Below are 18,316 nucleotides of genomic sequence, written 5' to 3' on the forward strand. Positions count from 1 at the left end.
AGTAAATGTAGTAAACAAGTTTCTTATGCATCCGTAGCTCAGCTGGATAGAGTACTCGGCTACGAACCGAGCGGTCGGAGGTTCGAATCCTCCCGGATGCACCATTATTCTCCAGAATAACAGCAGCGCTGTTACTTCATGGTCTGCGAGATAACCGCCAGCACCAGGGAGGATAACGTTGCTTCAGCAACGGCCCGAAGGGCGAACCGCGTGAGTCATCCTCCCGGATGCACCATTATTCTCCAGAATAACAGCAGCGTTGTTATTTCATGGTCTGCGAGATAGCCGCCAGCGCCAGGGAGGATAACGTTGCTTCAGCAACGGCCCGAAGGGCGAGTGGCAAAACGAGTCATCCTGTAGAATTCCTCTGTTTTCCTGCTAAAATAACCTCCAGTTGTCTTTTTAATCCCTCTCCAGAGTAATAATTCACAATCTTTTTCAGCACTTTTTTCATTGGCAACTCCCTCTTTCCACTATAGTTTATCCTTGTATACAACCTGATTTTGGGTGATATAAATGCAAGGAGAGAAATCCATGAAATGGTTCAAAGCCATATCTGCGTTTTGCGCGACGCTTCTGGTAGCCGTATCGTTGGCAGGCTGTGCGGGTTCGCCTACCAAGGAGAGTACCGGCGGGTACATTGACGATACGGTGGTCACGACTAAAGTAAAAGCCGCGTTGTTCAATGACAAGGAGATTAAGTCTTCTGAAATTAGTGTCGAAACCTTTAAAGGGCGTGTACAGCTCAGCGGCTTTGTCTCATCAGCCGAGATCGCCAGACGGGCGGTGGACGTGGCGCGAAAAGTACAGGGTGTTCGCGTGGTTGAGAACGATTTAAGAATCAAATAAACGCACAAAACGATATTATTACCAACAAAGGCGCGATAAAGCGCCTTTGTTGCGTTTGTCGCTGGCAGCGACAAAACTGGCCTTTTGCGTTACAGTAACCTCTCCTTAACCGGCGGGTGAGAACACGATGTACGAACGTTATGCAGGACTGATTTTTGATATGGATGGCACGATCCTCGATACTGAGCCGACGCATCGTAAGGCATGGAACGAGGTTCTGGGACGTTACGGCATGCGTTTCGATATGCAGGCTATGGTCGCGCTTAATGGTTCTCCAACCTGGCGGATTGCTCAGGCCATTATCGAATTAAATCAGGCTGATTTAGATCCTCACCAACTGGCGCAGGAAAAAACGAACGCTGTGAAGGCGATGCTTCTTGATAGTGTTCGCCCTTTGCCGCTGATTGAGGTGGTTAAGGCGTGGCACGGTCGTCGTCCCATGTCGGTTGGTACTGGCAGCGAGAGCGCCGTGGCGGAAGCGCTGTTGGCTCATCTGGGGCTGCGCCACTACTTCTCTGCGGTGGTTGCCGCCGATCATGTCGTAAACCATAAACCCGCGCCCGATACCTTCTTACTTTGCGCTGAACGCATGGGCGTGCCGGCGGAAAAATGCGTTGTCTTTGAAGATGCGGACTTTGGTCTGCAGGCGGCGAAGCGCGCCGGAATGGATGCCGTGGACGTGCGACGATTGTGAGCGACGCGCTGTCGCTGATTTCGCTGTTTGCCAGTAGTTTTTTGAGCGCAACGCTGCTTCCCGGTAATTCGGAAGTGGTGTTGATTGCTATGCTACTGGCAGGGGCCAGCCAGCCGTGGTTACTGATTTTAACAGCAATAATCGGTAATAGCCTTGGAGGGGTAACTAACGTTATTCTGGGGCGCTTATTTCCGCTGCGCAAAACATCGCGCTGGCAGGAGAAGGCGTCCGGCTGGTTAAGACGCTATGGCGCGGCCGCGCTATTATTAAGTTGGGCGCCTGTTATAGGCGATTTGCTGTGTTTACTGGCGGGATGGATGCGCATTTCCTGGGGACCAGTGCTCTTTTTCTTGTGCCTTGGCAAAGCATTACGCTATATCGCCATCGCGGCGATAACGCTTCAGGGCATGACGTGGTGGCACTAATTGGACTGATTGTTCGACCATTACAATTATGCTAATTCAAATGATTTCGACAGGCGGGAGGTCAAATTGATCCCGGACGTATCACAGGCGCTGGCCTGGCTGGAAAAAAATCCGCAGGCTCTGAAAGGTATTCAACGTGGTCTTGAACGCGAAACGTTGCGCGTCAATGCTGATGGCACGCTGGCCACTACCGGTCATCCGGCAGCATTGGGGGCAGCGCTGACGCATAAATGGATTACCACCGATTTTGCCGAGGCTTTGCTGGAATTTATTACACCTGTTGATGGTGATATCCGGCATATGCTCACTTTTATGCGCGATGTGCATCGTTATACCGCGCGCCATATTGGTGACGAGCGGATGTGGCCGCTAAGTATGCCTTGCTATATCGCGCCTGGCCAGGATATTGAGCTGGCCCAGTACGGCACCTCAAATATCGGTCGCCTGAAAACGCTCTATCGCGAAGGGCTGAAAAACCGCTATGGCGCGCTGATGCAAACCATCTCCGGCGTACACTATAACTTCTCTCTGCCCATGGCTTTCTGGCAGGCTAAGTGCGGAGTTGAGGATGTGGAAAGCGGAAAAGAGGCCATTTCAGCAGGCTATTTCCGTGCAATTCGCAATTATTACCGCTTTGGTTGGGTGATCCCGTACCTGTTTGGCGCATCTCCGGCGATTTGCTCTTCGTTCCTGCAAGGGAAAACGACGACACTGCCGTTTGAGGAAGCCAGTAACGGGATGTATTACCTGCCTTACGCGACCTCTCTGCGCCTGAGTGATCTGGGTTATACCAATAAGTCGCAAAGTAATCTTGGTATTACGTTTAACGATTTGAATGAGTATGTGGCAGGACTGAAGCGGGCGATTAAAACGCCTTCTGAAGAGTATGCCAAAATTGGTCTGGAGAAAGACGGCAAGCGTCTGCAGATCAACAGCAATGTATTGCAGATCGAAAACGAACTGTACGCGCCGATTCGTCCGAAACGTGTGGCTCGCAGCGGCGAAACGCCTTCTGATGCGCTGCTGCGCGGCGGTATCGAATATATCGAAGTGCGCTCCCTGGATATTAACCCTTTTTCACCGATTGGTGTTGATGAGCAACAGGTGCGCTTCCTGGATCTGTTTATGGTCTGGTGCGTGCTGGCCGATGCGCCAGAAATGAGCAGCGATGAACTGCTGTGTACGCGTAAAAACTGGAATCGTGTGATTCTTGAAGGTCGTAAGCCTGGGCTAACGCTGGGCATTGGTTGCGAAACTGCCCAGTTCCCGTTGGCTCAGGTAGGGAAAGATCTGTTCCGTGATTTACGCCGTGTAGCGCAAACGCTGGATAGCATTCACGGATGCCAGGCGTATCAGCAGGTTTGCGATGAGCTGATCGCTTGTTTTGACGACCCGGAATTAACCTTCTCTGCGCGCATTCTGCGGTCTATGCTTGAAGAAGGTATTGGCGGCATCGGCAGGATGCTGGCCGATCGATATCGGACGATACTGCGTGAAGAACCGCTGGAGATTTTACGCGAAGAGGATTTTGTGGCCGAGCGTGAAGCATCAGTGGAGCGCCAGCGTAGAGTCGAAGTGGCGGATAGCGAGCCGTTTGCCGCGTTACTGGCAAGACATGCGTAGTTTTGCGTGCCGTAAAAAAGAAAACGGCCACATTTCTGTGGCCAAATTTTCATCTCTGACTCAGGGATGATGATAATAAATGCGCGTCTTTCACATGGTCAGACCCGCTGCCCTAAAAAGAGTTCATTTTATTTTTAAAAAAATCACTATCGGAGGTCAATAATGCCGTTGTTAGATAGTTTCACCGTCGACCATACCCGAATGGAAGCGCCCGCGGTGCGCGTCGCGAAGAAAATGAACACGCCTCATGGCGATGAAATCACCGTTTTCGATCTGCGATTTTGCGTGCCAAACCAGGAAGTGATGCCGGAAAGAGGCATCCACACGCTTGAGCACCTGTTTGCCGGCTTTATGCGCGATCATCTGAACGGCAAGGGGGTGGAAATTATCGATATTTCTCCGATGGGCTGCCGCACCGGGTTCTATATGAGCCTGATTGGTACGCCGGATGAACAGCGCGTTGCCGATGCCTGGAAAGCGGCGATGGCCGACGTGCTGAAAGTAAAAGATCAAAACCAGATCCCTGAGCTGAACGTTTATCAGTGTGGTACCTACACGATGCATTCGCTGGAAGAGGCGCAGGAAATCGCTCGACATATTATTGAGCGTGATGTTCGCATCAATAGCAATGACGAGCTGGCGCTGCCGAAAGAAAAACTGCAAGAGTTGCACATCTAGTCGCAATCCCGCCACGGCCCGGCGAGTCGTCGGGCCACGATTTCCCTACGCCGTAATGCCGATAATGTTGCCCTTCAGCTTTCAACGCTGCTGACTGATGCCAAAGTGAAGCGCATGGCATCGCGGCAGATTTCAGCGCCATGCCGAGGGGGGGGAGGCGAGCGAGCCGTTCACACGCCATGAACAGGAAGTATTTTCTCGTATTACGATGAACGGAGAAGCGACAGATCAAAATCTGGCGGAAATAAAACACAGACGATTTCCGCCAGAACGACCGTAGCAAAGAATCTCATGCCGACTAATAAAACAGCATAATCTTCCCGAACGGGCTGATATTCACCCGCAGACGCTGATCGCACTCTTAGTGCGCGCCGCCACCGCCTCCTCCGGCGCTAAACGGCGGTCTGGCGAACCACACCAGCCCGAGAAGAAGGATAAAAATGCCTGCCGAGAGCCAGAAAATCTCGTTGGCGGAGATGATCAACCCCTGGTTTGTTATCTGCTGTGCTATCCAGCTGGACGCTTGCTGCTGCGTCATTCCTAAGTCCTGCAACTGGCCGTAAATTTGCTGGGCGTTGGGGTTATACGGCGTAACCGATTCGGTAAGCTGCGCATGATGTAGCGCCTCGCGGTTCGTCCACATGGTGGTGGTAATCGAAGTACCGATTGACCCCGCCAGCGTGCGCAGGAAGTTTGACAGACTGGATGCCGCCGCCAGCCGTTCCGGCGGCAGACCGGAAAGGGTGATGGTGGTTAGCGGCATAAAGAAGCAAGCTACCGCGAAGCCCTGAATAAACTGCGGCCACGCCGAGGCGCCGAAATCCATCCCAGGCTCGAAAGTCCAGGCACGCCAGTAGAAACAGACCGCGTACATAATAAAGCTGAAAGTGACCAGTCTGCGCATATCGAGTTTATGTGCAAAGCGGCCGATAATCGGCGACAGAATCACCGGTATCACGCCGACCGGCGCCGAGGCCAGACCAGCCCATGTGGCGGTATAGCCGTACACTTCCTGCAATAGCTGCGGTAACAGCACAATAGCGCCAAAGTAGAGCATATAGGCGAGACTGATACACAGACAGCCGATGGTAAAGTTTCGCGACTTAAATAATGACAGGTCGACTATTGGGTTATCGTCGGTCAACTCCCAGACGATAAGGAAACAGATTGCCACCACGGCGACAACCGTCAGGATGATTATCTCGTTCGAGGAGAACCAGTCCAGCTCTTTACCCCGGTCAAGCATTACCTGCAGGCTGCCGATACCGATAACCAGCAGCGCCAGACCCACGCCGTCAATTCGCCGTTGCTCGGTGCGTGTTTCCCGGTGACGCAGGGTTTGCAGCGTCATAATCACCACGGCAATACCAATCGGGACGTTGATAAAGAAGATCCAGCCCCAGTGGTAGTTGTCGCTGATATAGCCGCCGAGAATCGGGCCGCAAATCGGTGCCACGATCACCGTCATTGACCACAGCGCCAGCGCAATAGAACGTTTAGCGGGCGGATAGTTACTGAGCAGCAGACTTTGCGACAGCGGAATCAACGGGCCGGCGACGATCCCCTGAATCACGCGGAAAAAAATCAGCATCGTCAGGCTGTTTGACATACCGCAGGCCCAGGAGGCGATAGCAAATGCCACTGTCGACCAGAGAAACAGTTTCACTTCGCCGACGCGCTTTGCCAGCCAGCCGGTAATCGGGATGGAGATAGCGTTCGCGACGCCAAATGAGGTGATAACCCAGGTTCCCTGGCTTAATGATGAACCCAGATTGCCGGCAATGGTGGGGATAGCCACGTTGGCGATAGTTGAGTCCAGCACCTGCATGAAGGTCGCGAACGACAGCGCAATGGTCATAATGACCAGCTGCGCGCCTTCCAGCGGTTTTTGCTGTTGCATTACGCTCACCCCGAATTACCCGGCGTTCGCCTGGATGATACTGTCGATCAATTTATTCACCGGCTCGAGGCCGATTTCGCGGGCATTACTTTCATAAACCGGGGTATTACGTACCTGGTTTGCCAGCATCTGACCGCTGCGATCGGTGGTATTCACCTCAACCAGCGTCGACAGACCGATACGCAGCGGGTGTTCCGCCAGCTGTTTTTCATCCAGCTCGATACGTACCGGCAGACGCTGAACCACTTTTATCCAGTTGCCGGTGGCGTTCTGCGCGGGCAACAGCGAGAAAGCGCTACCGGTGCCCATATCGAGACCAACGACTTTACCGGTGTATTTTACATCGTCGCCGTAAATATCGCTGATAACGGTTGCCGGTTGGCCGATGCGCATATGCGCCAGTTGCGTCTCTTTAAAGTTGGCGTCAATCCACAGATTCGTGGCCGGAACCACGGTCATCAACGGGGTGGCGGTGGTGATTTGCGCGCCAGGTTGTACGGAACGGCGGGAAACATAGCCGCTAATTGGGCTGACAATTTTTGTTCGCTGCAGCGCCAGCCACGCATTACGAACTTCGGTAGCCGCTTGCAGCACCGCAGGCTGTTGTTCCAGCGACGTTCCCAGCACGATCGCCTGATTGGCATTGTATTGCTGAATCGCCATGTCCAGTTCCGCCTGCGCGCTGGCAACCGTATCGCGAGCATGCTGCAGTTCTTCACGGCCAATCAGGTTGGCGGCCCCCAGCGGAATGCGCCGCTTGAGATCGGTTTGCGCCTGAGAAAGGGCGGTTTTTTTGACCTCGATATTGGCTTGTAACTGCTTGCTGTTGATCATCTGCTCACGCGTCTGGCGCACGCTGACGGCCAGCTCGGTTTTTGCCTTTTCAAACGCCTGCCGGGCGTCGGTCGGATCGAGGGTGACTAACGGATCGCCTTTTTGTACATAATCGGTGTTGTCAGCCCAGACTTTGGTTACGCTGCCGGACACCTGCGCCATAATTTGTACTTGATTTCCTGCCACGTAGGCGTCATCCGTTTCTTCGAAGTGACGCAGGACCAAAAACCAATAAACCCCGTATGCCACGGCAGCAATAATAAAGAGTAAGGTCAGTAAGAGAAGAGCGTTTTTACGCTTTCCTTTTTTGCTGCCCGGTTGCGGCGGGGTTTGACTCTCCGCATTTACGCTCATGTTATTCTCCACGATCTTATTATTTCACATCGGCTGATCCGAACGGTTTATCAGACAGGCCAGCAGAAGATCTGCTGGCCTGTCCGCTTTCCTTGTCAATCCAGAAAAAGGGTTGAGCGAGTGATTCCACGCTTAGCGCAGAGACTCCGCAAGCACGCCATCTTCTTCCATTTGGTCAAGGCGGCTCAATAGTTTGCGGGTGATGTGCTCAAGTTGATCTTTTTCGCTGGCGCTTAAAGAAGACCAAAGTTGATGCAGACAGTTATGCTGCGGCGGCAATACTTCGCGCAGAAACTGATGACCTTTATCGGTAAGTTGTAAATGCAGGCAACGGCGGTCATTATCGCTTTCGCGGCGTTCGATCCAGCCGCGTTTTTCCAGCTCATCGGCAATTCGCGTGGCATTAGTACGCGAGGAGCCTAGCGCACAGCTTAATTCAGAAGGCTGAATGCTGTGGTTCTCCTGAGACTCAAGGGTGATCAGCGCCATAAACAATGTTTCGTTAATCCCTTGCGCCTTCAGCATCTTGTTACGATTTTCCAGCAGCTTACCCTGCATATGCATGCAAAGACGAGTGAGCAGAATTTCCTGAAAAGGGAAGTCTTCGTGACGGCTGGCGCGGAACTTGAGCATTTGCTCAATGGGAGTAAACGAACTGTCCATTTTGATTATGACCTCATTAATTACAGTCGATATAATAACTATTGTGACAAATAAAGCAAATGAATTATTGATGAAAACCGATACTTATAACCCTGTGCCGATTTTCCAGATAACGCCGTAGGTTAACGCGCCCAAAAGCGTCGGAATAATAATGCTGCGCGTTTTCCAGAAGGCCAGACCCAGCACCGCGAAACCCGCTAAGGTAGGCAGCAAACGACGGGCGTCGTGGAGCATCTCCGGTACGCTGGAGACAACCAGTAGCGCGCAAATGCAGGCGATACCAATGGTATCGAGCAGGACGCCGAGCGGACCGCGGTGTGAGAGGCGGGCGCTCCCGGCACGCAGACGCAATGGCAGATAGCGGAACAGATAATTTACGCAGCCGACCACGGCTCCGATAATAAGGACATCACTGTTCATCGGGCATCCCCTGAATACTGGCCTGCACCAGAGCGGTCAGGCAGCCGCAGACAATCCCGGCAAGGATTGCGGCGGGAATGGAAAACAGGAGCATCCCTCCCAGCGCTCCCGTCAGCGCGGCGCTAACGCTAAGCGACTGCTTACGCTGGAACGACGCCAGTAAAAAACTCATAAATAGCGCGGGCAGCATAAAGCTCAGCGCAGCCTCTATGGCCGGGAAGCCATTTAGCAGGCCGCTGCCTGAATAAGCGCCAGCTAGTGTGCCAAAGACCCATGAACCCCAGGACAGAAAGGCGATGCCGATCATCCAGTTTTCGCTCCAGCGGCGGTTGTCGCGCGTCAGTTTCGCTGTGGCGGCGGCGAATACTTCATCAGTGAGGCCGAAGGCCCAGAGGGCGGTTTTTTTCTTATTCAGCGCACACGGAATGCGGCTGCGCAGGGAAGGGCCATAAAGCACGTGGCGAACGTCCATCGCCATCACGGTGAGCGCCGCGACCCACAGTGAGCTCCCGGCAGACAGCATCGCGGTGATCACGAACTGGCTGGCGCCTGCGTAAATAATGCAGGAAAAAAGCAGGCTTTCCAGCGGGGTGAAACCGAGCTTGGTGGCGTTCAGACCAAAGGCGAAGGCCACCGGAATATAGCTGATAACAATCGGCAGGCTGTCTTTGATACCTTCCGCCAGCGTGGCTTCGTTCACAGGAGACGTATGCGTCAATGCGTCGGAGTTTTCCATAGGGATGACTTATTAATAACTGACGTGAAAATAACATGATTGAACGGGTGGCATTTACCTTAACAGAGAGCGGCGAGGCTTTACAGCATTTGAGACGTTGTGGGTTGATACCCATCGGAGGGGAAAGAAAGCAGATGAAAGCGGAATTTGATTTTCACCGTATTGCTCACCCGGAAAAGGCGGGAGCCTTCTCCGGGATATGCGATAAAAGCAGGGATTACTTCTGCGCAGCCAGGGCTTCTTTTATCCAGCCGTCAAACTGCTGCTGATGGGCTTTGATCCAACCGTCAACGTGGCCCTGAATATCGGCTTCTGAACCATGACCTTCGTGCATCATTGCATTCTCTGCGTTGATATCGGCAATAGGCAGTTTCATGATGCTAAACAGTTTTGCCGCCGCAGGGTTTTTCTCGGCCCAGGCTTTGTTAGCGACGATATGCATGGTGCTGACCGGGAAGCCGTAATTGGCGCCATTAGACAGCTTCGTGTCGATATTTTTCTGCACGCCAGGCAGAGAAGAGAACGGCACCTGCAGCCAGACGACATCTTTACCCGGTTTCAGCACATCGCTGACCCAGTAAGGTGTCCAGGTATAGTAGAGAATCGGCTTACCCTCTTTGTAACGCGCGATGGTGTCAGCCATCATGGCCGCGTAGTTGCCTTGATTATGGGTAACGGTTTTGCTCAGACCGTAAGCCTCAATCTGATGGTTAATCACCGCTTCGCATCCCCAGCCCGGCGTACAGCCGGTCAGATCGGCTTTGCCGTCGCCGTTGGTATCAAACAGTTTGGCGATTTTCGGATCTTTTAGCTGGTCGATAGATTTAATGTGGTATTTATCGGCCGTCTTCTTATCGATCAGATATCCCTGCGCGGCGCCGCTGACGAAAACGCCTTCGCGGTAGAATTTTTTGTCGCCACCGGCGGCGGCGTACATATCATCGTGCAGCGGCTGCCAGTTGACGGCGGTAAAGGTGGCGTCGCCGGAGGCGATCGAGGTATAGCCGACGTTGTAATCCACTTCGCTTGGCTTATCGACGGTGTAACCCAGTTTTTCCAGCGCGCGGCTGACGATCAGAGTCTGGAAAGTCTCTTCCGAAATGGTGCTCTGAATCGGTTTAACGGTAATGCCTTTGCCAGGCAGATCCGCCGCGAAGGCGGAGGTGGAAATAAGGGCGGTAAACGCTGTGGCAAGAATCGCTGTATGTCGCATCGTTGTTCCTTTTATTCAGCAGAGGAGAAGTTCATGTCCCCGGTCGGGTGGCGGCCGGGGCATGTGCTTTTATTTACAGAAAGGGCGAGTGATAAGCCCCAGAGGGCCGGTGGTGTACCAGCGACGGTTACCGCGGCTACGCGAGTCGCGTCCTACGGCCTGAGTCAAACGGTCAAGAATAATGGCGAGGATAACAATCCCGACGCCGCCGACGGTAGCCAGCCCCATATCGAGACGGCCAATACCGCGCAGTACCATCTGGCCGAGACCGCCAACGGCAATCATCGAGGCGATAACCACCATCGACAGGGCCAGCATCAGCGTCTGGTTGACTCCGGCCATAATCGTCGGCATCGCCAGCGGCAGCTGGACTTTGAACAACAGTTGTCTCGGGCTGGCGCCAAAGGAGCGCGAGGCTTCGATCAGATCCGCCGGCACCTGGTTAATCCCCAGAATGGTCAGACGAACAATCGGCGGCAGGGCGAAGATAATCGTCACCACCACGCCCGGAACGTTGCCGATGCCGAACAGCATCACGATCGGCACCAGATAGACAAACGCCGGGGTGGTTTGCATCGCATCAAGCAGCGGGCGAATAATTTTCGCCGCCCGCGGACTGCGTGCCAGCCATATCCCTAGCGGCAGGCCGATCAGCATGCAAAACAGCAGCGCGGTCAGCACCAGCGCCAGCGTGACCATCGCCTGCGACCAGGCGCCTATGGCGCCGATAGCAACAAGCGAAATCAGCGTCGCAGCCCCCATGCCGACGCTGGAAATCTGCCAGGCAATCAGCGAGAAAATAACAATCGCCACCGGCGCCGGCATGCCCAATAAGAGCTGCTGGAAAGCGCTCAGGATGTAATCCACCGGCACGCGGATCCCCTGAAACAGCGGGCGGAAGTGCATGACAACCCAGTCGATGCCCTGCGTGACCCAGCTATCCAGCGGGATAAGCGTTTTATGGAACGGATCCATAATATTGAAGTGTTCAGGCTGCGGCGCAGGCGCGCTGTTCAGCCAGTCGGCACCGCCGCCGGACGGCGCTGGCGTGGACGTCGCACCCCAGGCATCCGCGGATTGCGACGCGCTATCCGCGGCTGCCGCGGTGTCCCACGGGTTAGATTGATCAGTCATTGTTGTTTACCCCCTCGCGATCTAAAGCCTGCAGCAGCATACGTTTTGAAATGATGCCGATGTACTGATGCCCTTCATCGACAACCGGCACCGCGCACGGTGCATGGCCGACGTGAGAGAGCAGTTCGCTGAGCGGCGTTTGCGCATCCACCGCGAGCGGGGAGTCAATTAACGCCGCATCGATTCCCTGACCTTCGCCCAGCGCGGATTTCAGTGAATCAATGGAGACAATGCCAACAAACTTATTACCGCGTTCAATGACATAGCCATATTCGCGGTCTTCATCCTGCAATAATTTCAACGCCGAACGCGGGCCAAAGCCTGGTGTTTTACGAATCAAACCAACCGGGCTACGACGCGCGATATCTTTGGCGCTAAACACATGGCTAATATCGACGCCGCGGAAGAATGTCCGCACATAATCATTAGCCGGGTTATTCAATATTTCATCCGGGGTACCGACCTGAACCACTTCGCCATTTTGCATAATGGCAATGCGATCGCCAATTCGCATCGCTTCATCAAGATCGTGGGAAATAAATACCACGGTGCGCTGATGTCTGGCCTGTAATTTTATTAACTCATCCTGCATTTCGGTACGAATTAATGGATCGAGCGCGGAGAAAGCCTCATCCATTAACAGGATATCGGGATTAATCGCCAACGCACGGGCCAGGCCAACGCGCTGGCGCATCCCGCCGGAGAGTTCGTCCGGCCAGGCGTGAGCATAATTTTCCAGTCCGACCTGACGCAGCGCTTCCAGCGCTTTCTCTTTGCGTTCCTGAGCGGCTACGCCGGCCAGCTCCATGCCAAAGGCGGCATTGTCGAGGACCGTCATATGCGGCATAAGGGCAAATGATTGAAAAACCATTGCGATTTTCTTTCTGCGCACCTCGCGAAGCTCGGCATCTGAGATCCTGGCGATGTCAACGCCATCAATAAGCACCTGGCCGCGGGTAGGTTCAATCAGGCGATTGAGAAGGCGAACCATGGTGGATTTCCCCGAGCCGGAGAGCCCCATGATGACGAATATCTCGCCTTCTTCAATGGTCAGACTGGCATCTTTGACGCCAAGCGAAAGCCCCGTTTTTTCCAGTATTTGTTCTTTCGATAGTCCTTTTTCGATATATTTGAAGGCCCGCTGTGGGTGCTCGCCAAATATCTTATAGAGATTCTTGATTTCTAATTTAATTGCCATGCAATAGAGATTTTCCTGTTATTATTTATATCGATATTGTACCTGATGAAGAAAGTTGATTTTTTACACCCTAACATACTGAGAATCTGTGACAACCCTTTATGCTGATTTACGCGGGATGCGCCGGAAGGTGAAATCCGCTACATCGCCCGTGATATAAGGGCTGAGCGCAAATTGCAAATGGCTGATATTTTTTAGTTATATTTTGTTAATTTGACCGGAAATCAACAGGATTTTGCTGAATATGACAAGGTGATGGCGGAAAGATATTGAAGGGAGCGGAAATGTATAATATGAAATAATTCACCAGGAGATATGTCGATATATTCCTGGTGATTGCGAGGTTAAAAATCCCAGTCGTCGTCGACGGTTTCTTCCGCTTTTCCCATTACGTATGAAGAGCCGGAACCGGAGAAGAAGTCATGATTTTCATCGGCGTTCGGCGACAATGCCGCCAGGATCGACGGATTGACGGCGGCCATTTCCGCCGGGAACAGCGCTTCGTAGCCAAGGTTCATCAGCGCTTTGTTGGCGTTGTAGCACAGGAAGGCGTTTACCTCTTCAATCCAGCCGCTGTCGGCATAGAGCTCGCGGGTGTAGGCCAGCTCGTTGTCATACAGATCCATCAGCAGGTCGAGGGCGAAGTTTTTCAGCTCATCACGCTTTTCAGCGCTGACAATCTCCAGTCCTTTCTGATACTTGTAGCCAATATAATAACCGTGTACCGCTTCGTCGCGGATGATCAGGCGAATCAGATCGGCGGTATTGGTCATTTTTCCCCGGCTGGAGAAGTACATCGGCAGCCAGAAACCAGAATAGAAGAGAAAGGATTCGAGAAACACGCTGGCGATTTTTTTCTTCAGCGGCTCATCGGCCTGATAGAACGCCAGCATCAGCTGCGCTTTGCGCTGCAACGGCGCGTTTTGCTCGCTCCAGGCATAGGCGGCGTCGATGTCTTTGCTCTGGCATAGGGTGGAGAAAATAGAGCTGTAGGAGCGGGCGTGTACCGCTTCCATAAAACTGACGTTCGACAGCACCGCCTCTTCATGCGGAGTGAGGGCATCGGCCATCAGCGCCGGGGCGCCGACGCTATTTTGAATGGTATCCAGCAGCGTCAGCCCGGTAAAGACGCGGATCGTCAACTGCTGCTCTGTCGGCGTAAGCGACTGCCAGGCGGGGATGTCGTTGGACAGCGGCACCTTCTCCGGTAACCAGAAGTTGCTGGTCAGCCGGTTCCAGACTTCCAGGTCCTTGTCATCCTCAATCTTGTTCCAGTTGATGGCGCTGATGCGCGATAGATGGGTCATCCGGTTCTCCTTACAGCGCGCAGGACACGCAGCCTTCGATTTCGGTACCTTCCAGCGCCAGCTGGCGCAGACGGATGTAATACAGCGTTTTAATGCCCTTCTTCCACGCGTAGATTTGCGCTTTGTTGATATCGCGTGTGGTGGCGGTATCGGGGAAGAACAGGGTCAACGACAGCCCCTGGTCGACGTGGCGCGTTGCCTCGGCGTAGGTGTCGATAATCTTCTGCGGGCCGATTTCCCAGGCATCCTGATACAGCGCCAGGTTGTCGTTGGTCATAAACGGCGCGGGATAGTACACGCGGCCGGTTTTCCCCTCTTTGCGGATCTCTATTTTCGACACGATCGGGTGGATGCTGGAGGTTGCGTGATTAATGTACGAAATAGATCCCGTCGGCGGCACGGCCTGCAGATTGCGGTTATAGATGCCATAGTGCATCACGTCATCGCGAAGCTGTCGCCACATCTCGCGATCGGGCAGGGTAATACCAGATCGGGCGAACAGTTCGCGGACTTTTGCCGTTTTTGGCTGCCAGTCGCCCTCCAGGTATTGCTGGAAATAGTCGCCGCTGGCGTACCGCGACTGCTCAAAACCGGCAAAACGGCTCCCTCGTTCACGCGCCATCAGCATCGAGGTGCGCAGCGCGTGCCAGGTAACGGTATAGAAATAGAAGTTGGTAAAATCCAGCCCCTCTTCGCTGCCGTAGGCGATGCCTTCTCGCGCCAGATAGCCGTGCAGATTCATCTGCCCAAGGCCAATCGCATGTGAGGCGGCATTGCCCGCCGCCACCGAGGGCACTGAACGAATATGGCTCATATCGGAAACCGCCGTCAGTCCACGCACCGCCGTTTCAACCGTGCGGGCGAAGTTCGGGGAGTCCATGGTGTGGGCGATATTCAGCGATCCGAGGTTGCAGGAGATATCCTGGCCGATGCCGGCGTAATCAAGGTTTTCGTCAAACGTAGACGGAGTATTAACCTGCAAAATCTCCGAGCAGAGATTGCTCATATTGATGCGTCCGGCAATCGGGTTTGCGCGATTCACCGTGTCTTCAAACATAATGTACGGATAGCCGGATTCAAACTGAATTTCCGCCAGCCGCTGGAACAGGTCACGGGCGCGGATCCAGCGCTTGCTTACCCGCTCGTCGGCTACCAGTTCCGCATACATTTCGCTCACCGCGATATCGCCAAACGGTTTACCGTACAGACGCGCCACGTCGTAGGGCGAGAACAGCGCCATCTGCGCATCTTCTTTCGCTAGCTCGAAGGTAATGTCAGGAATGACGACCCCGAGCGAGAGTGTTTTAATGCGGATTTTCTCATCGGCATTCTCACGTTTGGTATCAAGGAAGCGCAGGATATCCGGATGATGGGCATGCAGATAGACCGCCCCGGCCCCCTGGCGTGCGCCAAGCTGGTTGGCGTAGGAGAAGGCGTCTTCCAGCATTTTCATGACCGGCACCACGCCGGAGGATTGATTCTCAATGCGTTTGATCGGCGCCCCGGCTTCACGCAGGTTGGAGAGCAGAAACGCTACGCCGCCGCCGCGTTTTGACAGCTGCAGCGCCGAGTTTACCGCCCGGCCAATGGACTCCATGTTGTCTTCAATCCGCAACAGGAAGCAGGAGACCAGCTCGCCGCGCTGCTGCTTACCGGCGTTAAGGAAGGTCGGCGTGGCCGGTTGGAAGCGTCCGGAGAGGATCTCATCGGTCAACTGATGGGCCAGCGTCTCGTTGCCCTGAGCCAGACACAGGGCAACCATGCAGGTGCGCTCGGCAAAATCTTCCAGGTAGCGTTTGCCGTCGAACGTTTTCAGCGCATAGCTGGTATAGAACTTCCAGGCGCCGAGAAACGTCCGGAACTGAAAATCGTAGCGCCGGGCATGAGCGAACAGCTCAAGCACAAACTGGCGATCGTAGCGGGCCAGCACTTTCGCATCGTAATAACCCTCGGCGACCAGCCATGTCAGCTTATCGTCCTGGCTGGCGAAAGGCGCGCTATTCGGCGCAACATGGTTGGTCATAAACGCCGCCACCGCCTGATGGTCTTTCTCAAACGGAATACGCCCGTCGCTGTCGTACAAATTCAGCATCGCGTTGAGGGCGTGGAAGTCAGGCGCCCCGGTGGTTACACGTTCTGCGGTTGTCGTTGCCAAAATTCGTTTACTCCTTTACGCACGTTGTCGACATCTTGTGGGGTGCCCATTAGCTCAAAGCGATAGAGATACGGTACGCCGCATTTCTGCGCGATGACGTCCCCAGCGCGGCCATAGGCTTCGCCGAAGTTACGGTTGCCCGCAGCAATGACGCCGCGAATGAGCTGGCGGTTGTGCGGATCGTTGAGGAAACGGATCGCCTGTCGCGGAACCGCGCCTGCCGTGCCGCCGCCGCCATAGCTGGGGACGATAAGAATGTAGGGAGCGTCTACCTGAATGCGTTCCCGCTCGTTAAGCGGAATACGCACTGCGGGCAGCCCCAGACGCTGGACGAACCGGTGCGTATTTTCGGAACTGCTGGAAAAGTAGACGATCAGGCTCATGCGCTGACCGCAGTGGCTGTCGGGCGAAGGCGGTTAATCATATCCGGGCGGAAGCCAGACCAGCGGGTCTCTCCGGCAATCACTACCGGTAGCTGGCGGAAACCTTGCTCGCGCAGCATGTCGACGGCTTCAGGATGCTGGTCGATATTGATCATCTCGAATGCAAACCCGCGGGTTTCCATAGCCCGTTTCGTGGCATGACATTGGACGCAGTCATTTTTAGTGTAAATAGTAATGCGCATGATTCGTATTTCCATTTAAAATAGCAACTCGACGCAGAAAATCATGTCGCGTGCTATGGGTTGTCGTTAAAGGAAATACTAGATGTAGTTATTTAAAAGTTCAACAACTCAATATATATGGTTTTTGTAAAAATTGACCGCCACGAAAAACGACGCTGGAGGGCGGGTTCTTTGTCTTAAAATGACTGGCGCATGCTGATGGTCAGGTGGTTAACGGGGTGGATCGGCGTAACGGCAAAAGTCAGAATGCTAATCCGGCGGGTGCTGACATGATCCGGCTGCGATAACTAATCTGCTGAACAGGCCGTGCTGGCGTTGAGCGAAGGGCAAGTGAATAACAGCATGAAAGGGAAGGGGATAAGTTTTACCCCTTTAACCGCGGCAGAAATGGCAGGAGAAGCGGCGACTGGCCGACGTTAAGCGCATAGCATCTTTATACGGGAAGGCGTTAGCCGCCTGCAGGCGGCAATGCCGGCATACTCTTTCATACAGGCTTGTTATCAGTCCTCCCCGGCATATCAGCTATGCAGAGGAGGAAGCGTATTGGTTATTTGCACCGGACCGATTGTTTTATCATCGACGCAAATTCAGCAGTACGCCAATAAATACCCCAACGGCGGCAGCGACGCCGACGCTTTGCCACGGTTTGTCGTGTACGTAGCTGTCTGCGCACCCTACCGCATCGCGAGCGCAGCCCATGGCATCACGTGCCGCCTGCTGGACGCGGTTATTGCCGTGAAGCCGGGCGCGGGTCTCTTTTAGCAACGCCTGCGCTTTTTTGCGTGCGGCTTCCCCTTCCTCTTTGGCATCGCTGCCCCATGATTTGAGTACCTCTTCCAGCGTATCCGCAAGCTGGCTGACATCATGGTGGATCTCTTTTGCGCTGTCTTCTGCGGTGTTGCGGTTTGCCCGGTTAGCCATTGGTTTCTCCCTTAATTCCGTTGATACCCGTCATGCTTCAGGGGGGATGAAAATTGCGTTATCTTTCCTCCGCACGCTGAATTATTCAGGATAGAAATGTTCAGTGTAGTCCAGAATGTTGATTTCTGCTGTCAGACGCCGTTTATGGAATATTCCGAAAGCGTTGTCTTTAATAAATAAGGTAAGGTTAAGATGCGGTAAAAGATAATGAGGAATGAGTATGTATTTAAGACCAGATGAGGTGGCGCGCGTTCTTGAAAAAGCCGGTTTCACCATGGATGTTGTGACGCAAAAGACCTATGGCTATCGTCGTGGTGATAATTATGTCTATGTGAACCGTGAAGCACGTATGGGGCGTACCGCGTTAATTATTCATCCGGCTTTAAAAGAGCGCAGCACGACGCTGGCGGAGCCCGCGTCAGATATAAAAACCTGCGAGCATTACCAGCAGTTTCCGCTTTATTTAGCGGGTGATGCGCAGCAGCATTATGGTATTCCACACGGGTTCAGCTCACGGATGGCGCTTGAGCGTTTTTTAAGTGGTTTATTTGGCGAAGCGCAATTTAGCTGATGAAAAGAGCTGGCGC

The 18,316-nt window shown here is 53.7% G+C and carries 19 protein-coding genes and 1 tRNA gene; 7 read left to right on the forward strand and 13 right to left on the reverse strand.

What is annotated here, in order from left to right:
- The first annotated feature begins 27 nt into the window (after nucleotides 1–27).
- From ABK821_RS22400 to luxS, 6 genes are all read left to right on the forward strand, one after another.
- Nucleotides 28–104 (forward strand) — tRNA-Arg (locus ABK821_RS22400).
- Between the two features lie 430 nt (nucleotides 105–534).
- On the forward strand, nucleotides 535–849 hold the full coding sequence (locus ABK821_RS22405; protein ID WP_138359753.1) for a BON domain-containing protein: 315 nt from the start codon (nucleotides 535–537) through the stop codon (nucleotides 847–849).
- Between the two features lie 127 nt (nucleotides 850–976).
- The gene (yqaB, locus tag ABK821_RS22410; RefSeq protein ID WP_138359752.1) at nucleotides 977–1,543 is read left to right on the forward strand and encodes a fructose-1-phosphate/6-phosphogluconate phosphatase; all 567 of its coding nucleotides are present in this window, start codon (nucleotides 977–979) and stop codon (nucleotides 1,541–1,543) included.
- Complete coding sequence (locus ABK821_RS22415; protein WP_138359751.1) at nucleotides 1,540–1,968, forward strand: YqaA family protein; 429 nt, start codon at nucleotides 1,540–1,542, stop codon at nucleotides 1,966–1,968. Before yqaB ends, ABK821_RS22415 begins: the two co-directional genes overlap by 4 nt.
- Before the next feature lie 66 nt (nucleotides 1,969–2,034).
- On the forward strand, nucleotides 2,035–3,591 hold the full coding sequence (gene gshA / locus ABK821_RS22420) for a glutamate--cysteine ligase (protein WP_138359750.1): 1,557 nt from the start codon (nucleotides 2,035–2,037) through the stop codon (nucleotides 3,589–3,591).
- 162 nt (nucleotides 3,592–3,753) lie between these two features.
- Complete coding sequence (luxS, locus tag ABK821_RS22425; RefSeq protein ID WP_138359749.1) at nucleotides 3,754–4,269, forward strand: S-ribosylhomocysteine lyase; 516 nt, start codon at nucleotides 3,754–3,756, stop codon at nucleotides 4,267–4,269.
- Nucleotides 4,270–4,630: 361 nt separating this feature from the next.
- On the opposite strand, the gene emrB is transcribed toward luxS, so the two are convergent.
- The 13 genes from emrB to ABK821_RS22490 form a co-directional block, all read right to left on the reverse strand.
- Complete coding sequence (emrB, locus tag ABK821_RS22430) at nucleotides 4,631–6,169, reverse strand: multidrug efflux MFS transporter permease subunit EmrB (RefSeq protein ID WP_138359748.1); 1,539 nt, start codon at nucleotides 6,167–6,169, stop codon at nucleotides 4,631–4,633.
- A gap of 15 nt (nucleotides 6,170–6,184) precedes the next feature.
- A complete protein-coding gene (emrA, locus tag ABK821_RS22435; RefSeq protein WP_138359747.1) occupies nucleotides 6,185–7,357 on the reverse strand; it encodes a multidrug efflux MFS transporter periplasmic adaptor subunit EmrA in 1,173 nt (390 codons plus the stop codon).
- Between the two features lie 132 nt (nucleotides 7,358–7,489).
- A complete protein-coding gene (mprA, locus tag ABK821_RS22440; protein ID WP_138359746.1) occupies nucleotides 7,490–8,020 on the reverse strand; it encodes a transcriptional repressor MprA in 531 nt (176 codons plus the stop codon).
- A gap of 84 nt (nucleotides 8,021–8,104) precedes the next feature.
- The gene (gene ygaH / locus ABK821_RS22445) at nucleotides 8,105–8,440 is read right to left on the reverse strand and encodes an L-valine transporter subunit YgaH (RefSeq protein ID WP_138359745.1); all 336 of its coding nucleotides are present in this window, start codon (nucleotides 8,438–8,440) and stop codon (nucleotides 8,105–8,107) included.
- Entirely contained in the window at nucleotides 8,430–9,176 is a 747-nt protein-coding gene (locus ABK821_RS22450; RefSeq protein ID WP_138359744.1) for an AzlC family ABC transporter permease, read from the reverse strand. Before ABK821_RS22450 ends, ygaH begins: the two co-directional genes overlap by 11 nt.
- A gap of 217 nt (nucleotides 9,177–9,393) precedes the next feature.
- Entirely contained in the window at nucleotides 9,394–10,389 is a 996-nt protein-coding gene (proX, locus tag ABK821_RS22455) for a glycine betaine/L-proline ABC transporter substrate-binding protein ProX (RefSeq protein WP_138359743.1), read from the reverse strand.
- A gap of 69 nt (nucleotides 10,390–10,458) precedes the next feature.
- Nucleotides 10,459–11,523, reverse strand: coding sequence for a glycine betaine/L-proline ABC transporter permease ProW (gene proW / locus ABK821_RS22460; RefSeq protein WP_138359742.1), 1,065 nt, complete (start codon nucleotides 11,521–11,523; stop codon nucleotides 10,459–10,461).
- Nucleotides 11,516–12,721 carry a glycine betaine/L-proline ABC transporter ATP-binding protein ProV gene (gene proV / locus ABK821_RS22465; protein ID WP_138359741.1) on the reverse strand — a complete coding sequence of 402 codons (1,206 nt, stop codon included), beginning with the start codon at nucleotides 12,719–12,721 and terminating at the stop codon, nucleotides 11,516–11,518. The genes proW and proV overlap by 8 nt, the downstream gene beginning before the upstream one ends.
- A 344-nt stretch (nucleotides 12,722–13,065) precedes the next feature.
- A complete protein-coding gene (nrdF, locus tag ABK821_RS22470) occupies nucleotides 13,066–14,028 on the reverse strand; it encodes a class 1b ribonucleoside-diphosphate reductase subunit beta (protein ID WP_343178720.1) in 963 nt (320 codons plus the stop codon).
- A 10-nt stretch (nucleotides 14,029–14,038) separates the two neighbouring features.
- Nucleotides 14,039–16,183: a class 1b ribonucleoside-diphosphate reductase subunit alpha gene (gene nrdE, locus ABK821_RS22475; protein WP_343178719.1), complete on the reverse strand. Its 2,145-nt coding sequence runs from the start codon at nucleotides 16,181–16,183 to the stop codon at nucleotides 14,039–14,041.
- Nucleotides 16,156–16,566 carry a class Ib ribonucleoside-diphosphate reductase assembly flavoprotein NrdI gene (nrdI, locus tag ABK821_RS22480; RefSeq protein ID WP_308564129.1) on the reverse strand — a complete coding sequence of 137 codons (411 nt, stop codon included), beginning with the start codon at nucleotides 16,564–16,566 and terminating at the stop codon, nucleotides 16,156–16,158. The genes nrdE and nrdI overlap by 28 nt, the downstream gene beginning before the upstream one ends.
- Complete coding sequence (gene nrdH, locus ABK821_RS22485; RefSeq protein WP_138359737.1) at nucleotides 16,563–16,808, reverse strand: glutaredoxin-like protein NrdH; 246 nt, start codon at nucleotides 16,806–16,808, stop codon at nucleotides 16,563–16,565. Before nrdH ends, nrdI begins: the two co-directional genes overlap by 4 nt.
- 573 nt (nucleotides 16,809–17,381) lie before the next feature.
- Complete coding sequence (locus ABK821_RS22490) at nucleotides 17,382–17,729, reverse strand: DUF883 family protein (RefSeq protein ID WP_343178718.1); 348 nt, start codon at nucleotides 17,727–17,729, stop codon at nucleotides 17,382–17,384.
- A gap of 220 nt (nucleotides 17,730–17,949) precedes the next feature.
- On the opposite strand from ABK821_RS22490, the gene ABK821_RS22495 reads away from it, so the two are divergent.
- Nucleotides 17,950–18,300, forward strand: coding sequence for a DUF2002 family protein (locus tag ABK821_RS22495; RefSeq protein WP_138359735.1), 351 nt, complete (start codon nucleotides 17,950–17,952; stop codon nucleotides 18,298–18,300).
- Nucleotides 18,301–18,316 lie beyond the last annotated feature (16 nt).

Source organism: Klebsiella sp. KE9456 (assembly GCF_043832615.1).
In the GTDB taxonomy this organism is placed as follows: domain Bacteria; phylum Pseudomonadota; class Gammaproteobacteria; order Enterobacterales; family Enterobacteriaceae; genus Klebsiella; species Klebsiella indica.